The organism is Actinoplanes sp. NPDC051537, assembly GCF_055586105.1.
The window spans coordinates 30,719-46,914 of the sequence record NZ_JBVJIU010000035.1 but is presented as its reverse complement, the minus strand read 5'-3'; the positions used below and the strand labels follow the sequence as shown (position 1 = coordinate 46,914).

Below are 16,196 nucleotides of genomic sequence, written 5' to 3'. Positions count from 1 at the left end.
CTTTGGGACGACACCGGAAAGAAAAAGGAGGGGGCGCCCTGAGAACCCTTCTTCACAGAAGCGAGGACAGAGGCCACAAGGGCGCGCGTCCGTCGGGACGCGCCCCTCGCCTCGGTTCCGAAGATCACCTATCCCGAGTCCCTGCCGGTCAGCCAGCGCAAGGACGACATCCTCGCCGCCATCCGCGACCATCAGGTCGTGGTGGTGGCGGGCGAGACCGGCTCGGGCAAGACCACCCAGATCCCCAAGATCTGCCTCGAGCTCGGCCGCGGCGTGCGCGGCCAGATCGGGCACACCCAGCCCCGGCGGATCGCGGCCCGCACGGTGGCCGAGCGCATCGCCGAGGAGCTCGACCGGCCGCTCGGCTCCACCGTCGGCTACAAGGTGCGCTTCACCGACCAGGTCGGCGACGACACGCTGGTCAAGGTGATGACCGACGGCATCCTGCTGGCCGAGATCCAGAACGACCGGTCGCTGCTGCGCTACGACACCCTGATCATCGACGAGGCGCACGAGCGCAGCCTCAACATCGACTTCATCCTGGGCTATCTGCGTGAGCTGCTCCCGCGCCGGCCCGACCTGAAGCTGATCATCACGTCGGCGACCATCGAGACGCAGCGGTTTGCCGAGCATTTTTCGGACATTTCCGGAAAGCCGGCTCCGGTTATCGAGGTGACTGGCCGGACATTTCCGGTCGAAACGCGATATCGGCCGCTGGTGACCGCAGCCGAGGACGACACCGAGGAGCCGCTCGACCAGGTCGACGGCATCGCCTACGCGGTCGATGAGCTGGGCCGCGAGGGCGACGGCGACATCCTGGTCTTCCTCTCCGGCGAGCGGGAGATCCGCGACACGGCCGACGCGCTGGGCAAGCGCGATCTTCGCAACACCGACATCGTTCCCCTGTACGGGCGGCTGTCCGCGGCCGAGCAGCACAAGGTGTTCGAGCGGCACAGCCGGCGCCGTGTCGTGCTGGCCACCAACGTCGCCGAGACCTCGCTGACCGTCCCCGGCATCCGCTACGTCATCGACCCCGGCACGGCCCGGATCAGCCGCTACTCCAACCGGCTCAAGGTGCAGCGGCTGCCGATCGAGCCGGTCTCGCAGGCCAGCGCCAACCAGCGCAAGGGCCGCTGCGGCCGGGTCGCCGACGGCATCTGCATCCGGCTGTACTCGGAGGAGGACTTCGAGACCCGGCCCGAGTTCACCGAGCCGGAGATCCTGCGGACCAACCTCGCGAGCGTCATCCTCCAGATGACCAACCTCGGGCTGGGCGACCTCGCCAAGTTCCCGTTCATCGACCCGCCGGACCGCCGCAACATCACCGACGGCGTCAAGCTGCTCGAGGAGCTCGGCGCGCTCGACGACCGGAAACTCACCCCGCTCGGCCGCCAGCTCGCCCAGCTGCCGGTCGACCCGCGGCTGGCCCGCATGGTCATGGAGGCCGACAAGCAGGACTGCGTCACCGAGGTGATGGTGATCGCGGCCGCGCTGTCCATCCAGGACCCGCGCGAGCGCCCGACCGACAAGCAGCAGCAGGCCGACGAGAAGCACGCGCGCTTCACCGACAAGGAATCGGACTTCTTCAGCTACCTCAACCTCTGGCGCTACCTGCGCGAGAAGCAACAGGAACTGTCCGGGAACGCTTTTCGGCGGCTGTGCCGGTCCGAGTTCCTGAACTATTTGCGCGTACGCGAATGGCAGGACATCTATGCGCAGCTGCGCCAGGTGGCGCGCACTCTCGGATTGACGCTCGCCGAGGACCGCGAGGAGGTCGCCGAGGGGCAGCACGTGCACACCGCGCTGCTGTCCGGCCTGCTCAGCCACATCGGGCTGAAGGAGGGGGAGAAGCGCGAATATCTCGGCGCGCGCGGTGCGAAGTTCGCCATCTTCCCCGGCTCGGCGCTGTTCAAGAAGCAGCCGCGCTGGGTGATGTCGGCCGAGCTGGTCGAGACCAGCCGGCTGTGGGGGCGGGTGAACGCGCGCATCGAGCCCGAGTGGGCCGAGAAACTCGCGCCGCACCTGGTCAAGCACAGCTACAGCGAACCGCACTGGGAGAAGAAGCAGGGCGCCGTCATGGCGTACGAGAAAGTCACGCTCTATGGCCTTCCGATCGTGCCGCGGCGGCGGGTCGGATACGCCCGGGTCGACCCCGTGCTCTGCCGCGAGCTGTTCATCCGGCACGCGCTGGTCGAGGGCGACTGGGACACCCACCACAAGTTCTTCGACGAGAACCGCAAACTGCTCGACCGGATCGAGGAGATCGAGAACCGGGCGCGGCGGCGGGACATCGCGGTCGACGACGAAACCGTTTTCCGCCTGTACGACGAGCGGATCCCGGCCGAGGTCGTGACGACGCGCCATTTCGACGCGTGGTGGAAGAAGGCGCGGCGCGACGATCCGGAACTGCTCACCTTCACCCGCGACCTGCTGGTCAACGCCGGGCGCGACACCGTCGACCCGAACGCCTTCCCGGACGCCTGGCTGGCCGGTGGCGTACGGCTTCCCCTCATGTACGCGTTCGAGCCGAACTCCGATGCCGACGGCGTATCCGTCGAGGTGCCGCTGCCGCTGCTCAACAAGCTCGACGCCGACGATTTCGGGTGGTCGGTGCCGGGGTTCCGCCGGGACGTCGTGATCTCGCTGATCCGGTCGCTGCCGAAGGCGCTGCGGACCAACTTCGTGCCGGTGCCGGATTGGGCCGACGCCGTTCTCGACCGGGTGCCCGCCCGCCGGGGGCCGTTGCCGGACGCGATCGGCAACGAACTGCGGCGGCTCACCGGGACGGTCGTGCCGCACGACGCCTGGCGGCCGGCCGAGGTGCCGGCCCATCTGCGGGTCAACTTCCGGGTCGTGGACGAGGCGGGCGACCTGCTCGGCGCCGGGCGCGATCTGGACGACCTGCGGCGGCGGCTCGCGCCCAAGGTGCAGCAGACGATCTCGGCCGCGGCCGGCAACATCGAGCGGCGCGGGATCGTGGCCAACGACTTCGGCGTCCTGCCCCGGCGGATCGAGCAGGTGCGCGGCGGTTACCAGGTCAGCGTCTATCCGGCCCTGGTCGACGAGGGCGACAGCGTGGCCGTGAAGGTCTTCGAGACCGAGGCCGAGCAGCGGGTCGCCATGCGGGCCGGCACCCGGCGGCTGTTGCTGCTGACGCTCCCGCCGGCCGCGCGCTACCTGCAGGGACGCCTCGACAACCGGGCCAAGCTCGAGTTGTCGCGGGCCAACCCGTACCGGTCGATCGCCGATCTTCTCGACGACTGCGCGGGCGCGGCGGCCGACCAGCTGGTGGCCGACGCGGGCGGTCCGGTCTGGTCGTCGATCGAGTTCGCGTCGCTGCGCGACACCGTGCGGCAGGACCTGGTCGACGCGGTCGCCGGGCTGGTCACCGAGGTGCAGGCGGTGCTGGCCACGGCGTACGACGTCGATCAGCGCCTGAAGGGTTTGAAGGACCCGCAGCTGATCCCCGCGCTCGCCGACATCCGGCAGCAGCTCAAGGGCCTCGTGCACGCCGGGTTCGTCACCGAGACCGGCTGGCGGCAGATGCACCACCTGCCGCGGTACCTGCGCGGCATCGTCTACCGGCTGGACCGGGTGGGGTCGAACGTCGCCCGCGACCGGCAGCTGATGGCCCAGATCCACGAGATCGAGTCGGAGTACCGGGAGATCCGGGCGTCGCTCGGCCCGATGGACGACGTCGTGGCCATCCGCTGGATGATCGAGGAGCTGCGCATCAACCTGTTCGCGCAGTCGCTCGGCACCGCCTATCCGATATCGGACAAAAGGATATATAAGGCGATGGACCAGCTCCCGGCGTAGCGGGCTCGTAGGCGCTCGGGTGCCGTTCGGTTACCCCCCTGTCGTGGCGCGAACCCAGGCCCTAGCGTTCTGGCCATGACGAACGAATTCCTCGCCTTCGCCCCGATTTCCGCCGACGCGACCGCTGGTGTTCTCACCCCCGCCGCCGTGCTGCTGGACGAGATGATGGCGCGGGTCGGCGTCGACGGCCTGTCCGCGGCGTTCGCCGACCCGGGCCTGCTCGCCCTGGTCGACCAGCACGCGGCCGCGGTGCGCGACGCCATGGCGGACGCGTCGCGCTCGGTGGATGCCGAGGGCCTGGCCGCGTACGCGAAGTCGATCGTCTTCGCGGCCCGCCGGGGTGGCCGCGAGCTGCCCGCGCCGGGTCTCGCGCCCCAGCGCCCGTCCGACTGGATGGCGAGCGAGTGGCACCTGCTGCGCCTGCTCGGCGTCTGTGCCCTGGCCGAGGCGTCCAACCTGCTGTGACGGGGCCGCGGACCTCGTACCCCTTTTATCCTGATTTTTCGGGTAACGATTCGATGTAGCGGCGGTCTCTTAAGTATGAAGATCGCACTCGCGGTGATGGCCGGGCTTCTTGTCCCGGCTTTTGCCATGCAGGCGGCCGTGGCCGCCCCGTCCGACACGCCGCCCGCCACCACGACGGCCCCGGCCCCCACCGGGCCCGCGCTCGTGGCCCGCTGGAACTTCGACGCCGGCGCCGTGGGCGGCAAGATCGCCGACACCTCGGGCCGGGGGCCCGCGCTCACCGTCCGGGGCGCCGATGCCGGGACGATCCGCTTCCTGCGCGGCGCGACCGGCGGGCAGTACATCGCGTTCCCCGACGTCTGCGCCACCACCGCCACCGTCTGCCCGCGCGGCCTGCTCGAGGCGGCCAGCGACGCCGACCTCAACCCCGGCACGCGGCCGTTCCGCTGGTCGGCGACGGTCCACCTGACCAAGGCTCAGGTCCGCGGCTCCGCCAACATCATGCAGAAGGGCGTGGCCGGCACCGGCAGCCAGTGGAAGATGCAGGTCGGCGCCACCCAGGGCCGCGCCCAGTGTGTCGTGACCGGGGTCGGCTCGGCGACGGCGTACATCGCCCGGTCCGCCGCTCCGATCAGCGACGGCGTCTGGCACAAGGTGTTCTGCCAGCGCTCGGGCACGTTGCTGGCCGTCTACATCGACGGCGTGCAGAAGGGCTCGACGGCGATCCCGGCGACGCTCTCCATCTCCAACACGTCGCCGCTGCGCATCGGCGGCCCCAACTTCAACACCCGCAGCGACATGTACCACGGCCTCCTCGACGACGTGTACGCCGAGCTGGGCTGATCCGTTCCGTTTTCCGGCCCGGCGGCCAGTTGCCGCCGGGCCGTCCTTTGTGCCGCGTTAAATCGGTCGCGCGGACCCTGGGGTCCGGGCTAGCGTGTTCGCATGATCTTCTGATGCCTCTGAGGCCGCCACGTCGCGGCCGCGCGGCTCCGGGTGCTCCGGCGGGTTGGTCCGCCGTGGAGACGCCGATGTGCCGACGCCCGGAGCGATCTCTCTTCTCTTTCCACGGTTCCACCCTGCCCCTGCCACGCCCCGCCATGCCCTGCCCGGCACGGCGGCGGGCTCGGCCGGGCGACAAGGAGGTCTGTATGCCCCCGTACTTCTCCGTCCACGTCGACCAGGACGACCTGGCCAAGCAGGACCTGGCCGCCGGTCTGTCCCGGCCCGCCGCGGACGGCTCCGCGGCCGACCGGCCCGACGCCGGCACCGGCCTGTCCACCCACCACGGCGCCCGCGACGGCCGCCAGGCCGCCCGCGGCCGCTCCGAACGAGACCACGCCCGCACGGGTGCGCGGGGGAAGTCGCGTTCTTACGCGTTCCGCCGCAGCTAGAGAGACCCGGCACGAGATACCGGCCGCGCGATCGTCGACTCCGGCGAGCGCGCGGCCGTTTGCCGGTGCGGGTTTGCCTGCCGGCCCGCCTGCCTGCCTGCCCGCCTGCCTGCCGGCCCGCCTGCCTGCCTGCCTGCCGGCCCGCCTGCCTGCCTGCCGGCCTGCCTGCCGGCCTGCCTGCCTGCCTGCCTGCCGGCCCGCCTGCCTGCCGGCCCGCCTGCCTGCCGGCCCGCCTGCCCCGCCCGACGGCTTGCCTGCCCGCCTGCCAGACCCGCCTGCCTGCCCCGCCCGACGGCTTGCCGGCCCGCCTGCCTGCCGGCCCGCCTGCCTGCCGGCCCGCCCGCATGCCTGCCTGTCGGTCGGCCGGGGATCACAGCCGGATCAGGTCGGCGACCTCCTCGGGGAGGCCGGGTGAGGTCATGGTGTGGCCCATCCCGGGCACGACGTGCAGTACCGCGCCCGGAATGGCGGCGGCCAAGGCCTCGGCGTGGCCGAGCGGATAGATCGGGTCCTGGTCGCCGTGCACGATCGACGTCGGCGCGGTGATCGACGACAGCGGGGCCAGCAGGTCAGGGTCGTCCCGCCACACGGCCCGCCCATGGTGGGCCGCGGCCGCCGGGTCGGTGGCCCGCGACAGCGCCAACTCCAGCGTCGCCCGGGCGCCCGCCTCGTCGAACGGCCGAACCGGCCCGTTGAAGACCCGGAACAAGGCCATGTCGGACTCCACGCCCGGCGGCAGCCCGGCGGCCTGGTGCGCGAGAAACGCCGGCGTCGGCGGCGGCAGATCGTCCGGGTCGGCCGGCTCCCCGGCCCGCGCCCGCGCCCAGACCGGGCTCGGATCATGGCCCATCGGCGAGCTGGACATCACTGTCAAGGACCGGACCCGGTCGCTCGCGTGCACCCCCAGCCACTGCGCGAGCATGCCGCCCAGCGAGGCCCCCGCCACGTGGGCGGACTCCAGCCCGTAACCGTCCAGCACCGCCAGGCAGTCGCGAGCCATGTCCGAGATCGCGTACGGCTGCGTATCGAAGTCGACGACGCTCGACCGCCCGGTATCCCGATGATCGAACCGGATCACCTGAACCCCGCGCTCGACGAGCCGGCCGACCAGCGCATCGGGGCAGAAGACACTCTGCGCGGCCGAGCCCATGATCATCAAGACGGCGGGACGCCCGGGATCGCCGACCCGCTCGGTCCAGATCCGCAGCGGCCCGGAAGTCACAAATCGCTCGTCGGCGTCAACCATGCGGGCACCCTAGCGCCGACCACCGACACTTTGCGGAGGGCCCGTCGGCTGGGTGCGTGAGGATGGAGGGCGTCCGGTGACCGGCGCGGGGAACGATCAGGCCTCGATCCGGGCCAGCCCGCCATCCAACATCGACAAACACCGGGGGTAATCCGATAGCTGCGCACGCACCATCTGCAGCCCGACCCGCAGGGCCGCCCGCGGCACACCCCGCGCCCGCAGCACCTCGGCGGTCCAGTCCACGAAATCGGTGAAGATGCGGGGCTCGCTCACGTACAGGGCCGCCGCCAGGAAATCCACCACGTGGCCCATGTCCTCGGCGGTCGCGTCGAGCTGGCGGTCGTCATATTTCCGGTATTCCGGGTAGGTGGCGGCCAGCGACGCCAGGGACGTCGCCAGCAGGGTGGGGCGCGAGCGGACCACGAAGGTGTACTCGTCGTCGCCCAGGAAGAGGGGGTCCCGCGGGGTGGGCGGGGGCCAGCCGGCGGCCAGGCGGGTGACCGCCTCCTCGGCGCCGGCGGCCCAGGCGTCGGCGCCCAGGATCTGGGCGTAGCGGCCGCCGGGGCCGAAACCGCGGCCGCCGGCGATCACCGGGACGCCGGCCGTGCGGCAGGCCGTGATGGCGGCGTGGGCGCGGGGGAGGCGGGTCGCGATCATGCAGCTCAGGGCGACCGCGTCGGGGCCGGTCTGGTGCAGGTGGGTGACCAGGTGCGGGCCGGGCACGCTCGGGCCCAGGAAGTCCACGCGCCAGCCGTCGAGGCGGAGCATCTCGGCCAGCAGGCGCACCGGCAGCGCGTGCCACTCGCCGTCCACGCAGGCGATCGTGATGCGGCCGCGGGTGGGGCGTACGGGAAATCTCGCCGCCACCGCCGCCAGCGCGCGTTCGCTGGTCGCCGTCGCCGCGTGCTCGCGCGCCACCGACCACTCGTTGGCCGCCCAGAGCTCGCCCACCCGGGTCTGCGTCGGACCGATCAGGTCCATCATCACGCGCTGCGGCGGCACCCCGGCGTCGAGCAGGCCGGTGACCACCTCGACCGCGCCGAACTCGTCGCCGTCGCCGACCAGGGAGAGGTAGTCGTCGGCGACTGTTGTCATCGTCGTCATGAAGCGCGGGCCAGGCTCAGCGGGGTGCGGTTCGGCGCGCGTACGGCCAGCATGGCGATGTCGTCCCGCGCGCCGCCGCGCATCCAGTCGGACACCAGCTGGCGCAGCCGCTCCACGGTGGCCGTCCCGGGCAGGCCCCGGCAGCTGGCGAGCGCCGCGTGCAGCCGGGGCTCGCCCCACTGCTCGTTGCCGCTGGGACCGCCGCGCGCCTCGGTCAGGCCGTCGCTGTAGAGCAGGCAGATCTCGCCGGGCGCCAGCTCGACGTCCGCCGGGCGTACCACCGTCCGCGGAACCGCCCCGATCAGCGTGCCGCTCGCCGGCACCTCCTCGACCGTGCCGTTCGCGCGCAGCACCAGCGGCGGCGGATGCCCGCCGGTCGCCAGCGTGAGCCGCACCCGCCCGTGCTCGGCCCGCCGCACCGAGCCCACCACCATGGTCACGAACCGGTGCTGGCGCCCGGACTGCAGCAGCGCCTCGTTGAGCACCCGCAGCATGGCCGCCGGCTCGGCGCCGACCAGGCGCAGGGCGCGCAGCGTCTGGCGGACCTTGCCGGTGAGCACGGCCGCCTCGGGGCCGGTGCCGCAGACGTCGCCGAGCGCGATCATCGTGTCGGGCGCCGCGCCGGTCGGCCCGTACACGTCGTAGAAGTCGCCGCCGATCCGCAGCGAGTCGTGCGCCGCCTGGTACGAGCCGATCAGCTCGATGCCGTCGGGCTGGGGCAGCTCGGGCGGCAGCAGGTCGGCCTGCAGGACCGCGGTGGTGTCGACCTGCTCGCGGTAGAGCGCGGCGGCCGAGATCGCGGCGCCGGCCCGGGCCGCGAAGATGCGGGCGAGCACCTCGTCCTCTCCGGTGAACGGTTCGCGCCGGGCCAGGATGAGCGCCCCGGCCGGCTCGGCGTTGCCCGGCAGCGGCGTGACCAGCAGCGCCCCGATCGGCCCGAGCCCGAGCCACGTGGGCGCCTGGGCGGCGTCGAGCCACCGGCTCGGGATCGGCGGGAAGCCGCCCAGCACCTCGCCCAGGCCGGGCACGTCGGACAGCGCGGTCTCGTCGGCCGAGCCCTCCTCGATCGTCCCGCCCGCGATCAGCCGCACCCAGCTGCTGCGGCGGCGGGTGGCGGGCTGGATCACCACGGCGGCGTCGGCCAGGTGGGCGACGGCGAGCTCGGCGGTCGTACGCAGGCAGCGTCCCTGATGCAAGGACCCGGCCAGCCGTCGCCCGGCCTCGGCCAGGAACGCGGTGCGGGCCCGCTCGCGGGCGAGCGCCGCGGCCCGCTCGACCTCGTCGGTCCGGTCCCGCAGGAACCAGCCGTAGTGGTCGGCGTCGAGCCGGTGCCGGCGGCCGGCGAGGTGCCGTCCCCGGTGCTCGTCGGTGAACGTGTCGGCGCCGCCGGCGATCGCCGCGGCCATCCCGCCGAGCGGTCCGGCCGCCGCCGAGTCACCGGCGGCGAGACCGGGCACCAGGGTGGCGGCCGCGGCGTTGACCAGCAGGATCGTGTCGTCGGCCGTGCCACAGAGGACGACCGCCTCCCCGGCGGCGTCGAGCGCGGCCCGAAGAAGCGGGGCGCGAAGATGCACGGCGCGGGGCGACGCGGCGCGGGGCACCGCATCCTGGGGCACGGCGGCGCGGGGCACCGCGGGAGCCGGCCCGCCCGTGCGGACCTCGCCGGCCGAGGCCGGCGACTGCGCAGTCATGATCCCCTCCAAACGCCCCGCCGCCGTTGATCGTCAGCGCCCACCCTAGTTCGTCCGGCTCGGGACGGCTCGGCGAGCGGGGCGGTCAGCCGTCGATGTCGACCACGATCGGGGCATGGTCGGAGGGGCCCTTGCCCTTGCGCGCCTCGCGGTCGACCACCGCGTCCGTCACCCGGGAGGCGACGCCGGGACTGGCCAGGACCAGGTCGATCCGCATGCCCTTGTTCATGTGGAACATCCCGGCGCGGTAGTCCCAATAGGTGAACGGGCGGTCGCCCTTGAGGGGCCGGCCGACGATGTCGCGGAACCCGAGGTCGCGGATCGCGGCCAGGGCCTCGCGCTCGGGCGGGGTGACGTGGGTCGAGCCGACGAAGACGGCCGGGTCCCACACGTCGTCGTCGGTCGGCGCGACGTTGAAGTCACCGGCCACCACCAGCGGGCCGGCGGCGAAGTCATCGGCCAGGGCGGCGCGCAACGCCGCGAGCCAGGTCAGCTTGTACTGGTAGTGCGGGTCCTCGGGCGTACGCCCATTGGGCACATATACCGACATGAACCTGATGTCCCCGCAGGTGGCCGACACCGCCCGGGCCTCGGGATCGGGATAGCCGGGCTCGCCCGGGAAGCCGTTGCGCACGTCGGCGAGGCCGACGCGGGAGAGGATCGCCACACCGTTCCAGCGACCTTGCCCGTACGCCGCGACGTCGTACCCCTCGATGGCGGGGAACCCGTCCGCGGGCACCTTGGTCTCCTGGAGGCAGACCACATCGGGCTTCGTGATGTCGAGCCACTCCAGCAGCCGCGGCAGCCGGGCCTTGACCGAGTTGACGTTCCACGTGGCGAATCGCAGTGATTGAGCGGGGCGCATCAGCCCAGCCTGCCGCATCATGCCGGGAAAATCAGGACCGCCGCACCGCCGTCATGAGCGCCGCGGCGAGACCCACGGTGAGCATGAGCAGAACGCTGACCAGCGCGATCATGATCCTCCGATCGAAAGTGTGACGGGGGTTACGTCAGGCTCCGAATGATGCCCGAGAAACCCGGCAACCGCCAGAGGTCCGATTTTCAGTCGGTCTTGGCGAGCGTCGCCGCCGTGCCGGTCACGTGCCAGTGCGAGGCGAACTCGGCCGGCGCCACCGCCGGGCCCCACAGCCAGCCCTGGCCGTTGACCACCCCGATCGCGGCCAGGGCGTCCCGCTGGACCCGGGTCTCGACGCCCTCGGCGATCACGCTGAGCCGCAGCGCCTGGCTCATCGCCACGATGGCCCGGACGATCTCGGCGGCCTCCTCGTCGGTGCCGAGGCCGACCACGAACGAGCGGTCGATCTTGACGCCGGTGACCGGGAAGCGACGCAGGTAGCCGAGGCCGGAGAAGCCGGTGCCGAAGTCGTCGATCAGCAGCTTCACGCCCAGCTCGCGCAGCTCGAAGACGACCCGGGAGGTGGCGCCGGAGCCGTCCACCATCACGGTCTCGGTCATCTCCAGCGCCACGCAGCGGGCCGGCACGCCGAGGCTGAGCAGCTCGGCCGAGACCACGAGCGGGAAGTCGGGGTCGGTGAGCTGCTTGGCCGAGACGTTGATGGACAGGTAGAAGTCGTCGTCGACGGTCCCGTCGGCCCGCCACTCGGCGAGCTGCCGCAGGGCCTCCTGGCGCACGTAGGTGCCGATCGCCCCGATCAGGCCGGCGTCCTCGGCGAGCGGGATGAACACGGCCGGCGAGATCGCGCCCCGGGTCGGGTGCACCCAGCGGCACAGCGCCTCGGCGCCGACCGGCAGGCCGGTCTCCATCCGTACGAGAGGCTGGTAGGCCACCCACAGCTCGCCGTCGCCGAGCGCGCGCCGCAGCGCCATCTCGAGCTCGATCCGCTCCCGCACCCGGTCGTGCATCGACCGGTCGAAGAGCGTGGCGTGTCCCGGCCCCTCCGACTTGGCCTGGTACATGGCCGTGTCGGCGTCGCGCATCAGCTCCTCGGCGTCGCCGTCGGCGGCGGCCGACGCGATGCCCATCGAGGCGCTGATCCTCAGCTCGACGTCGCGCACCACGAACGGCCGGTCGAAGCAGCCCCGGGCGGCGGCCAGCAGCTCGTCGGCGCAGGCCTTGTCGCCGATGCAGGCGAGCAGGAATTCGTCGCCGCCGAGCGCCGCGACCGGCACGTCGGCGTGCACCCGCTCGCGCAGCCGCTCGCCGACCTCGATGACCAGGCGGTCGCCGGTGTCGTGGCCCCAGGTGTCGTTGACGTACTTGAAGCCGTCGAGGTCGAGCAGCACCACCCAGACCTGGTCGCCGCCGGGCGGCAGCAGGCCGAGCAGGCGGGCCACCTCGTCGGTGATCATGCGGCGGTTCGGCAGGCCGGTCAGCGAGTCGTGGGTCGCCTGATGCTCGGCGTAGTGCTGGGCGTTGGCCTGGGCCTTCACCGCGGCGATCGCGCGCAGCAGCAGCAGGGAGACGGTCACGGCGCCGGTGACCGCGATGATCCACCGGTGCTCCTCGGTGTCGCCGATGACCACGACCAGCGCGAACGGGGTGGCGAGGGCGGGGATCAGCAGCGCCATGCGGCGCCCCGACCAGGCCGGGACCGGGGGGCGGGCCGGGCGGCCCAGCATCACCGCGGAGGGGTGCAGGGCGGTGACCCCGAGGAGGGTGTACGCGAGGAGGAACGGCACGTCGAGCAGGGGCGAGGTGTAGAGATGCCCGGAGACGCCGATGATCGCGTACGCCAGGTCGCCGGTCAGCAGCATCGCCATCGTGCCCAGCATCGTGACGAGGCTGAACGGCCAGAGCCGGGCCGTGAACGTCAGGCTCAGCACCAGCATCAGCACCACGACGTCGAACAGCGGATAGAGCCCGGCCAGGGCCGACACGACCGGCGAGCGGCCGGGGGTGTCCAGGGCCGGCACCGCGAGCAGCAGCGAGCTGGCCAGGCCGCTGGACAGGCACACGATCAGGCCGTCGAGCACCGTGTGCCACTCGAGGCTCTGCCGGGCCCGCAGCAGCGAGAAGAAGAAGGCGCACAGCAGGACGTAGCCGGGCACGGTGAAGCAGTCGGCGATCAGCGGGAGGCCGGCGTCGGTCACGACCGGCCGCAGCACCACGCCGATGAGGAAGACCAGCGCGGCCGCCCCGATCAGGCGCCAGGCACGGCGAGGCTCGGCGCCGAGCCGCCGCGGCCCGGCGTAGCAGGCCACGATCGTGCCGGCACCGAGGAGCAGCGCGCAGGCGCTGTTCACCGCGGGGGAGAGGTCCAGCAGGTACACGGCCGTTGCCGTCACCCCGCCGAGAGCGAACAGGCGCCACAATCCGGTCATCAACGGTTCAGATCGGCGGATTCCGCCCCGTTATTAGCTCAATGGGCCAGTGCCTTGGTCGTCCCGGCCCCCGCGCGCTGACCGGGCGCCGGCCGCCCGTGCACGAAGACGGCCGGGCACGCGCCGTGGTGCAGCACCTCGCGGGCGACCGAGCCGAGCGGGCCGGTCTCGTGCTCGCCGCGGGCGCCGATCACGATCACCCGGGCCCGGCGGGACGCCTGCACCAGCGTCCGGCCCGGGGCGCCGGCCAGCAGGCGGACCCGGACCTTGGCGAGCTCGGGAATCGTCTCGAGCGCCTCGGTCAGCAGCCGGCGGCCCTGTTCCTCGTACCGGCCGCCGTACTCGCGGACCACGTGCGCCACCTCGACCGGGATCCGCCGGCGCCGCCCCTCGGCCGCCGCGTGCCGCAGCGCCAGCTGCCCGTAGCGCGAGCCGTCCACCGCGACCAGCACCGCACCGCGCGGCGGGCGCGGCCCGCGGGACACCGCCACCGGGCACCACGAGCGGGCCACCGTCTGCACCAGCACCGAGGCGGGCGGCAGCCGGGGAGTGATCGCGAGGTCGTCGTCACCCAGCACGAGCAGGGCGGCCGTGTGGCTCAGGCGCAACAGCACCCGATCGGGCAACCCGTCCACGAGTTGTCCCACGGCCCGGACGCCGGGTGTGGAACGCTGGGCGGTGGCGACCGCCTCGTCGACCACCTGTGAGGCGGCCCGGCGAGCCCGGTCGTAGTCGAGCCCGGCGCCCGGCGGGCCAGGACTGGGCCAGGTGAACGCGTGAACCACTCGGAGCTGACAGCCTCGGGAGACCGCCTCCCGTGCCGCCAGCCGCACGGCGGACAGGCCGGCCGGCGTGCCGGTCACACCTACCACGACAGGGTTCCGCACGGGTCGCACCTCCGCACTGAGACTGTGCACCATTATCTATGCAAGAGCGCCACTCTTCGTGATCAATCCCTCAGCGGGTGGCCGCCTGATGACCCATTCAGGTTGAGGGTTTACGGTGAACGACAAATTCTTGTGGACATCTGCCGGTGAAGTGAGGGAAATACATGACGGATGTCAAGCTCGACCACCCGGGTGGCCAGTTGTCGATGCCGGTACGTGAGGCTGTCGAGGGTCCCGGCGGCATCGACGTCAGTGCCCTTCTCAAGGAGACCGGCTTCGTCACCCTCGACCAGGGTTTCGTGAACACGGCGTCGACCACGTCCTCGATCACGTACATCGATGGCGACGCGGGCATCCTGCGTTACCGCGGTTTTCCGATCGAGCAGCTCGCCGAGAAGTCGACGTTCCTGGAGGTTTCCTACCTCCTGATGCACGACGCGCTGCCGACCCCGGAACAGCTCAAGGACTTCGCCGACAAGATCCGGGTGCACACCCTGCTGCAGGAGGAGATGCGCTCGTTCTTCTCCGGTTTCCCGCGCGACGCCCACCCGATGGCCGTTCTTTCCTCGGCCGTCACCGCGCTGTCGACCTTCTACCAGGACACGCTCGATCCGCTGGATCCGGAGCAGGTCGAGATCTCGGGCATCCGTCTGATGGCGAAGCTTCCGACCATCGCCGCGTACGCGTACAAGAAGAGCATCGGCCACCCGCTGCCCTACCCCGACAACAGCCTCGACTACGTCGAGAACTTCCTGCGCATGACCTTCGGACTGCCCACCGTGCAGTACGACGTGGACCCGAAGATCGCGAAGATCCTCGACATGCTCTTCATCCTGCACGCCGACCACGAGCAGAACTGCTCGACCTCGACGGTCCGGCTGGTCGGCTCGGCGCAGGCCAACCTGTTCGCGTCGGTCTCGGCCGGCATCAACGCCCTCTCCGGCCCGCTGCACGGCGGCGCCAACGCGGCGGTGCTCGAGATGCTCGAGCAGATCCGCAAGGAGGGCGGCGACGTCAACTCGTTCGTCACCCGGGTGAAGAACAAGGAAAAGGGCGTCAAGCTCATGGGCTTCGGCCACCGGGTCTACAAGAACTACGACCCGCGGGCCGCGATCGTGAAGAAGGCCGCCCAGGAGATGCTCAACACCCTGGACAAGCCGGACCCGCTGCTGGACCTCGCGTTCCAGCTCGAGGAGATCGCGCTCAGCGACGATTATTTCGTGAGCCGCAAGCTCTACCCGAACGTCGACTTCTACACCGGCCTGATCTACAAGGCCATGGGATTCCCCACCAAGATGTTCACGGTTCTGTTCGCGATCGGCCGGTTGCCCGGCTGGATCGCGCAGTGGAGCGAGATGATGACCGACCCGGCCACGAAGATCGGCCGTCCGCGTCAGCTCTACACCGGTTTCGCGGAGCGCGAGTTCGTCGCGATCGACAAGCGATAAATCTCACTCCCGAAAACGCCCCGCCGCTCTCGTGCGGCGGGGCGTTTCGCATTTTTCAGCAGCGTCATCAGAAACGCTCGATGGTCGGGTCCGGGGGCACACCGTCCACACGCTCATCCGCACCCGCCCGCGAACTACCCTTTGTTCATGGCTACGACACCGGCCGGACCCCGGCCCGTCAATGTTGTTCATCGATGGCGGGAGCCGGCCACCAGGGTGATCTCGCGCGTCATCCCCGGTGACGTCCTCTGGTACGTGGACACCGACGAGCCCGTCTTCGCGCTCACCTTCGACGACGGGCCGGGGCCGGGAAGCACGCCCGGTCTGCTCGAGGTGCTCGCGCGGCACCGCGCCAAGGCGACGTTCTTCCTGGTGGGGGAGCGGGTCCAGAAGTACCCCGAGCTGGTCGGCGCGATCACGGCGGCGGGGCACGAGATCGCCAACCACCTCATGCGGGACGAGCGGTCGGTGCTGATCCCGGATCCGCAGTTCCGGCGCGATCTCGCCCGTACGACCGAGTTGCTCTCCCCGCATGGACCGGTTCGCTGGTTCCGTCCCGGGTCGGGGGTGTTCACGCCGCGGATGCTGCGCTCGGCCGCCGGGCAGAACCTGCGGGCCGTGCTGGGCACGCTGGTGGCCGGCAACCGCGGCGGGCCGGCCGACGACCGGATCGCCTCCTCGCTGCTGCCGGGCATCCGGCCGGGGTCGATCGTGGTGCTGCACGAGGGCACGCCCGAGCGGGAGGGCGTGGTGCGGACCACCGACGAGCTGCTCGGCGCGCTCGACAAGCTGCGGGCAGTCACCGTTTCCGAGTTGGTCGGGCGGGCACGATGATCCAT

General features: G+C 71.6%; 11 protein-coding genes and 1 pseudogene. 6 read left to right on the top strand and 6 right to left on the bottom strand.

Features of this window, described 5'->3' with window-relative positions:
* Positions 1-57: 57 nt before the first annotated feature.
* The 4 genes and pseudogenes from hrpA to ACZ6TB_RS47770 form a co-directional block, all read left to right on the top strand.
* Positions 58-3,819 (top strand): annotated as a pseudogene (gene hrpA / locus ACZ6TB_RS47785) (ATP-dependent RNA helicase HrpA); the annotation flags it as partial.
* Between the two features lie 75 nt (positions 3,820-3,894).
* Positions 3,895-4,284 (top strand): DUF6401 family natural product biosynthesis protein, encoded by a 390-nt coding sequence (locus ACZ6TB_RS47780; RefSeq protein WP_465568212.1) that lies wholly within the window; start codon positions 3,895-3,897, stop codon positions 4,282-4,284.
* Between the two features lie 75 nt (positions 4,285-4,359).
* Positions 4,360-5,127, top strand: coding sequence for a LamG-like jellyroll fold domain-containing protein (locus ACZ6TB_RS47775; protein ID WP_465568209.1), 768 nt, complete (start codon positions 4,360-4,362; stop codon positions 5,125-5,127).
* 308 nt (positions 5,128-5,435) lie between these two features.
* On the top strand, positions 5,436-5,678 hold the full coding sequence (locus ACZ6TB_RS47770; protein ID WP_465568207.1) for a hypothetical protein: 243 nt from the start codon (positions 5,436-5,438) through the stop codon (positions 5,676-5,678).
* A 370-nt stretch (positions 5,679-6,048) separates the two neighbouring features.
* Here the strand turns inward: ACZ6TB_RS47770 and ACZ6TB_RS47765 are convergent, their stop codons facing one another.
* From ACZ6TB_RS47765 to ACZ6TB_RS47740, 6 genes are all read right to left on the bottom strand, one after another.
* Entirely contained in the window at positions 6,049-6,924 is an 876-nt protein-coding gene (locus tag ACZ6TB_RS47765; protein WP_465568204.1) for an alpha/beta fold hydrolase, read from the bottom strand.
* Between the two features lie 96 nt (positions 6,925-7,020).
* Entirely contained in the window at positions 7,021-8,019 is a 999-nt protein-coding gene (locus ACZ6TB_RS47760) for a cobalamin B12-binding domain-containing protein (RefSeq protein ID WP_465568201.1), read from the bottom strand.
* Positions 8,020-8,024: 5 nt separating this feature from the next.
* A complete protein-coding gene (locus ACZ6TB_RS47755) occupies positions 8,025-9,719 on the bottom strand; it encodes a PP2C family protein-serine/threonine phosphatase (protein WP_465568198.1) in 1,695 nt (564 codons plus the stop codon).
* 85 nt (positions 9,720-9,804) lie between these two features.
* A complete protein-coding gene (locus tag ACZ6TB_RS47750) occupies positions 9,805-10,566 on the bottom strand; it encodes an exodeoxyribonuclease III (protein ID WP_465568221.1) in 762 nt (253 codons plus the stop codon).
* Between the two features lie 215 nt (positions 10,567-10,781).
* Positions 10,782-13,022 carry a putative bifunctional diguanylate cyclase/phosphodiesterase gene (locus ACZ6TB_RS47745; RefSeq protein WP_465568196.1) on the bottom strand — a complete coding sequence of 747 codons (2,241 nt, stop codon included), beginning with the start codon at positions 13,020-13,022 and terminating at the stop codon, positions 10,782-10,784.
* Between the two features lie 38 nt (positions 13,023-13,060).
* Positions 13,061-13,909 carry a universal stress protein gene (locus tag ACZ6TB_RS47740; protein ID WP_465568193.1) on the bottom strand — a complete coding sequence of 283 codons (849 nt, stop codon included), beginning with the start codon at positions 13,907-13,909 and terminating at the stop codon, positions 13,061-13,063.
* A 164-nt stretch (positions 13,910-14,073) separates the two neighbouring features.
* Between ACZ6TB_RS47740 and ACZ6TB_RS47735 the strand changes: the two genes are divergently transcribed.
* Both ACZ6TB_RS47735 and ACZ6TB_RS47730 read left to right on the top strand, forming a co-directional pair.
* Positions 14,074-15,357 (top strand): citrate synthase, encoded by a 1,284-nt coding sequence (locus tag ACZ6TB_RS47735; RefSeq protein WP_465568190.1) that lies wholly within the window; start codon positions 14,074-14,076, stop codon positions 15,355-15,357.
* A gap of 147 nt (positions 15,358-15,504) precedes the next feature.
* Positions 15,505-16,191, top strand: coding sequence for a polysaccharide deacetylase family protein (locus ACZ6TB_RS47730; RefSeq protein ID WP_465568188.1), 687 nt, complete (start codon positions 15,505-15,507; stop codon positions 16,189-16,191).
* The last annotated feature ends 5 nt before the right edge of the window (positions 16,192-16,196 follow it).

What these genes read in the sequence shown, in the direction of transcription:
- ACZ6TB_RS47780 (WP_465568212.1), top strand. Translation starts at nt 3,895, where the DNA reads ATGACGAACGAATTCCTCGCCTTCGCCCCGATTTCCGCCGACGCGACC.
- ACZ6TB_RS47775 (WP_465568209.1), top strand. Translation starts at nt 4,360, where the DNA reads ATGAAGATCGCACTCGCGGTGATGGCCGGGCTTCTTGTCCCGGCTTTT.
- ACZ6TB_RS47770 (WP_465568207.1), top strand. Translation starts at nt 5,436, where the DNA reads ATGCCCCCGTACTTCTCCGTCCACGTCGACCAGGACGACCTGGCCAAG.
- ACZ6TB_RS47765 (WP_465568204.1), bottom strand. Translation starts at nt 6,924, where the DNA reads ATGGTTGACGCCGACGAGCGATTTGTGACTTCCGGGCCGCTGCGGATC.
- ACZ6TB_RS47760 (WP_465568201.1), bottom strand. Translation starts at nt 8,019, where the DNA reads ATGACAACAGTCGCCGACGACTACCTCTCCCTGGTCGGCGACGGCGAC.
- ACZ6TB_RS47755 (WP_465568198.1), bottom strand. Translation starts at nt 9,719, where the DNA reads ATGACTGCGCAGTCGCCGGCCTCGGCCGGCGAGGTCCGCACGGGCGGG.
- ACZ6TB_RS47745 (WP_465568196.1), bottom strand. Translation starts at nt 13,022, where the DNA reads ATGACCGGATTGTGGCGCCTGTTCGCTCTCGGCGGGGTGACGGCAACG.
- ACZ6TB_RS47735 (WP_465568190.1), top strand. Translation starts at nt 14,074, where the DNA reads ATGACGGATGTCAAGCTCGACCACCCGGGTGGCCAGTTGTCGATGCCG.
- ACZ6TB_RS47730 (WP_465568188.1), top strand. Translation starts at nt 15,505, where the DNA reads ATGGCTACGACACCGGCCGGACCCCGGCCCGTCAATGTTGTTCATCGA.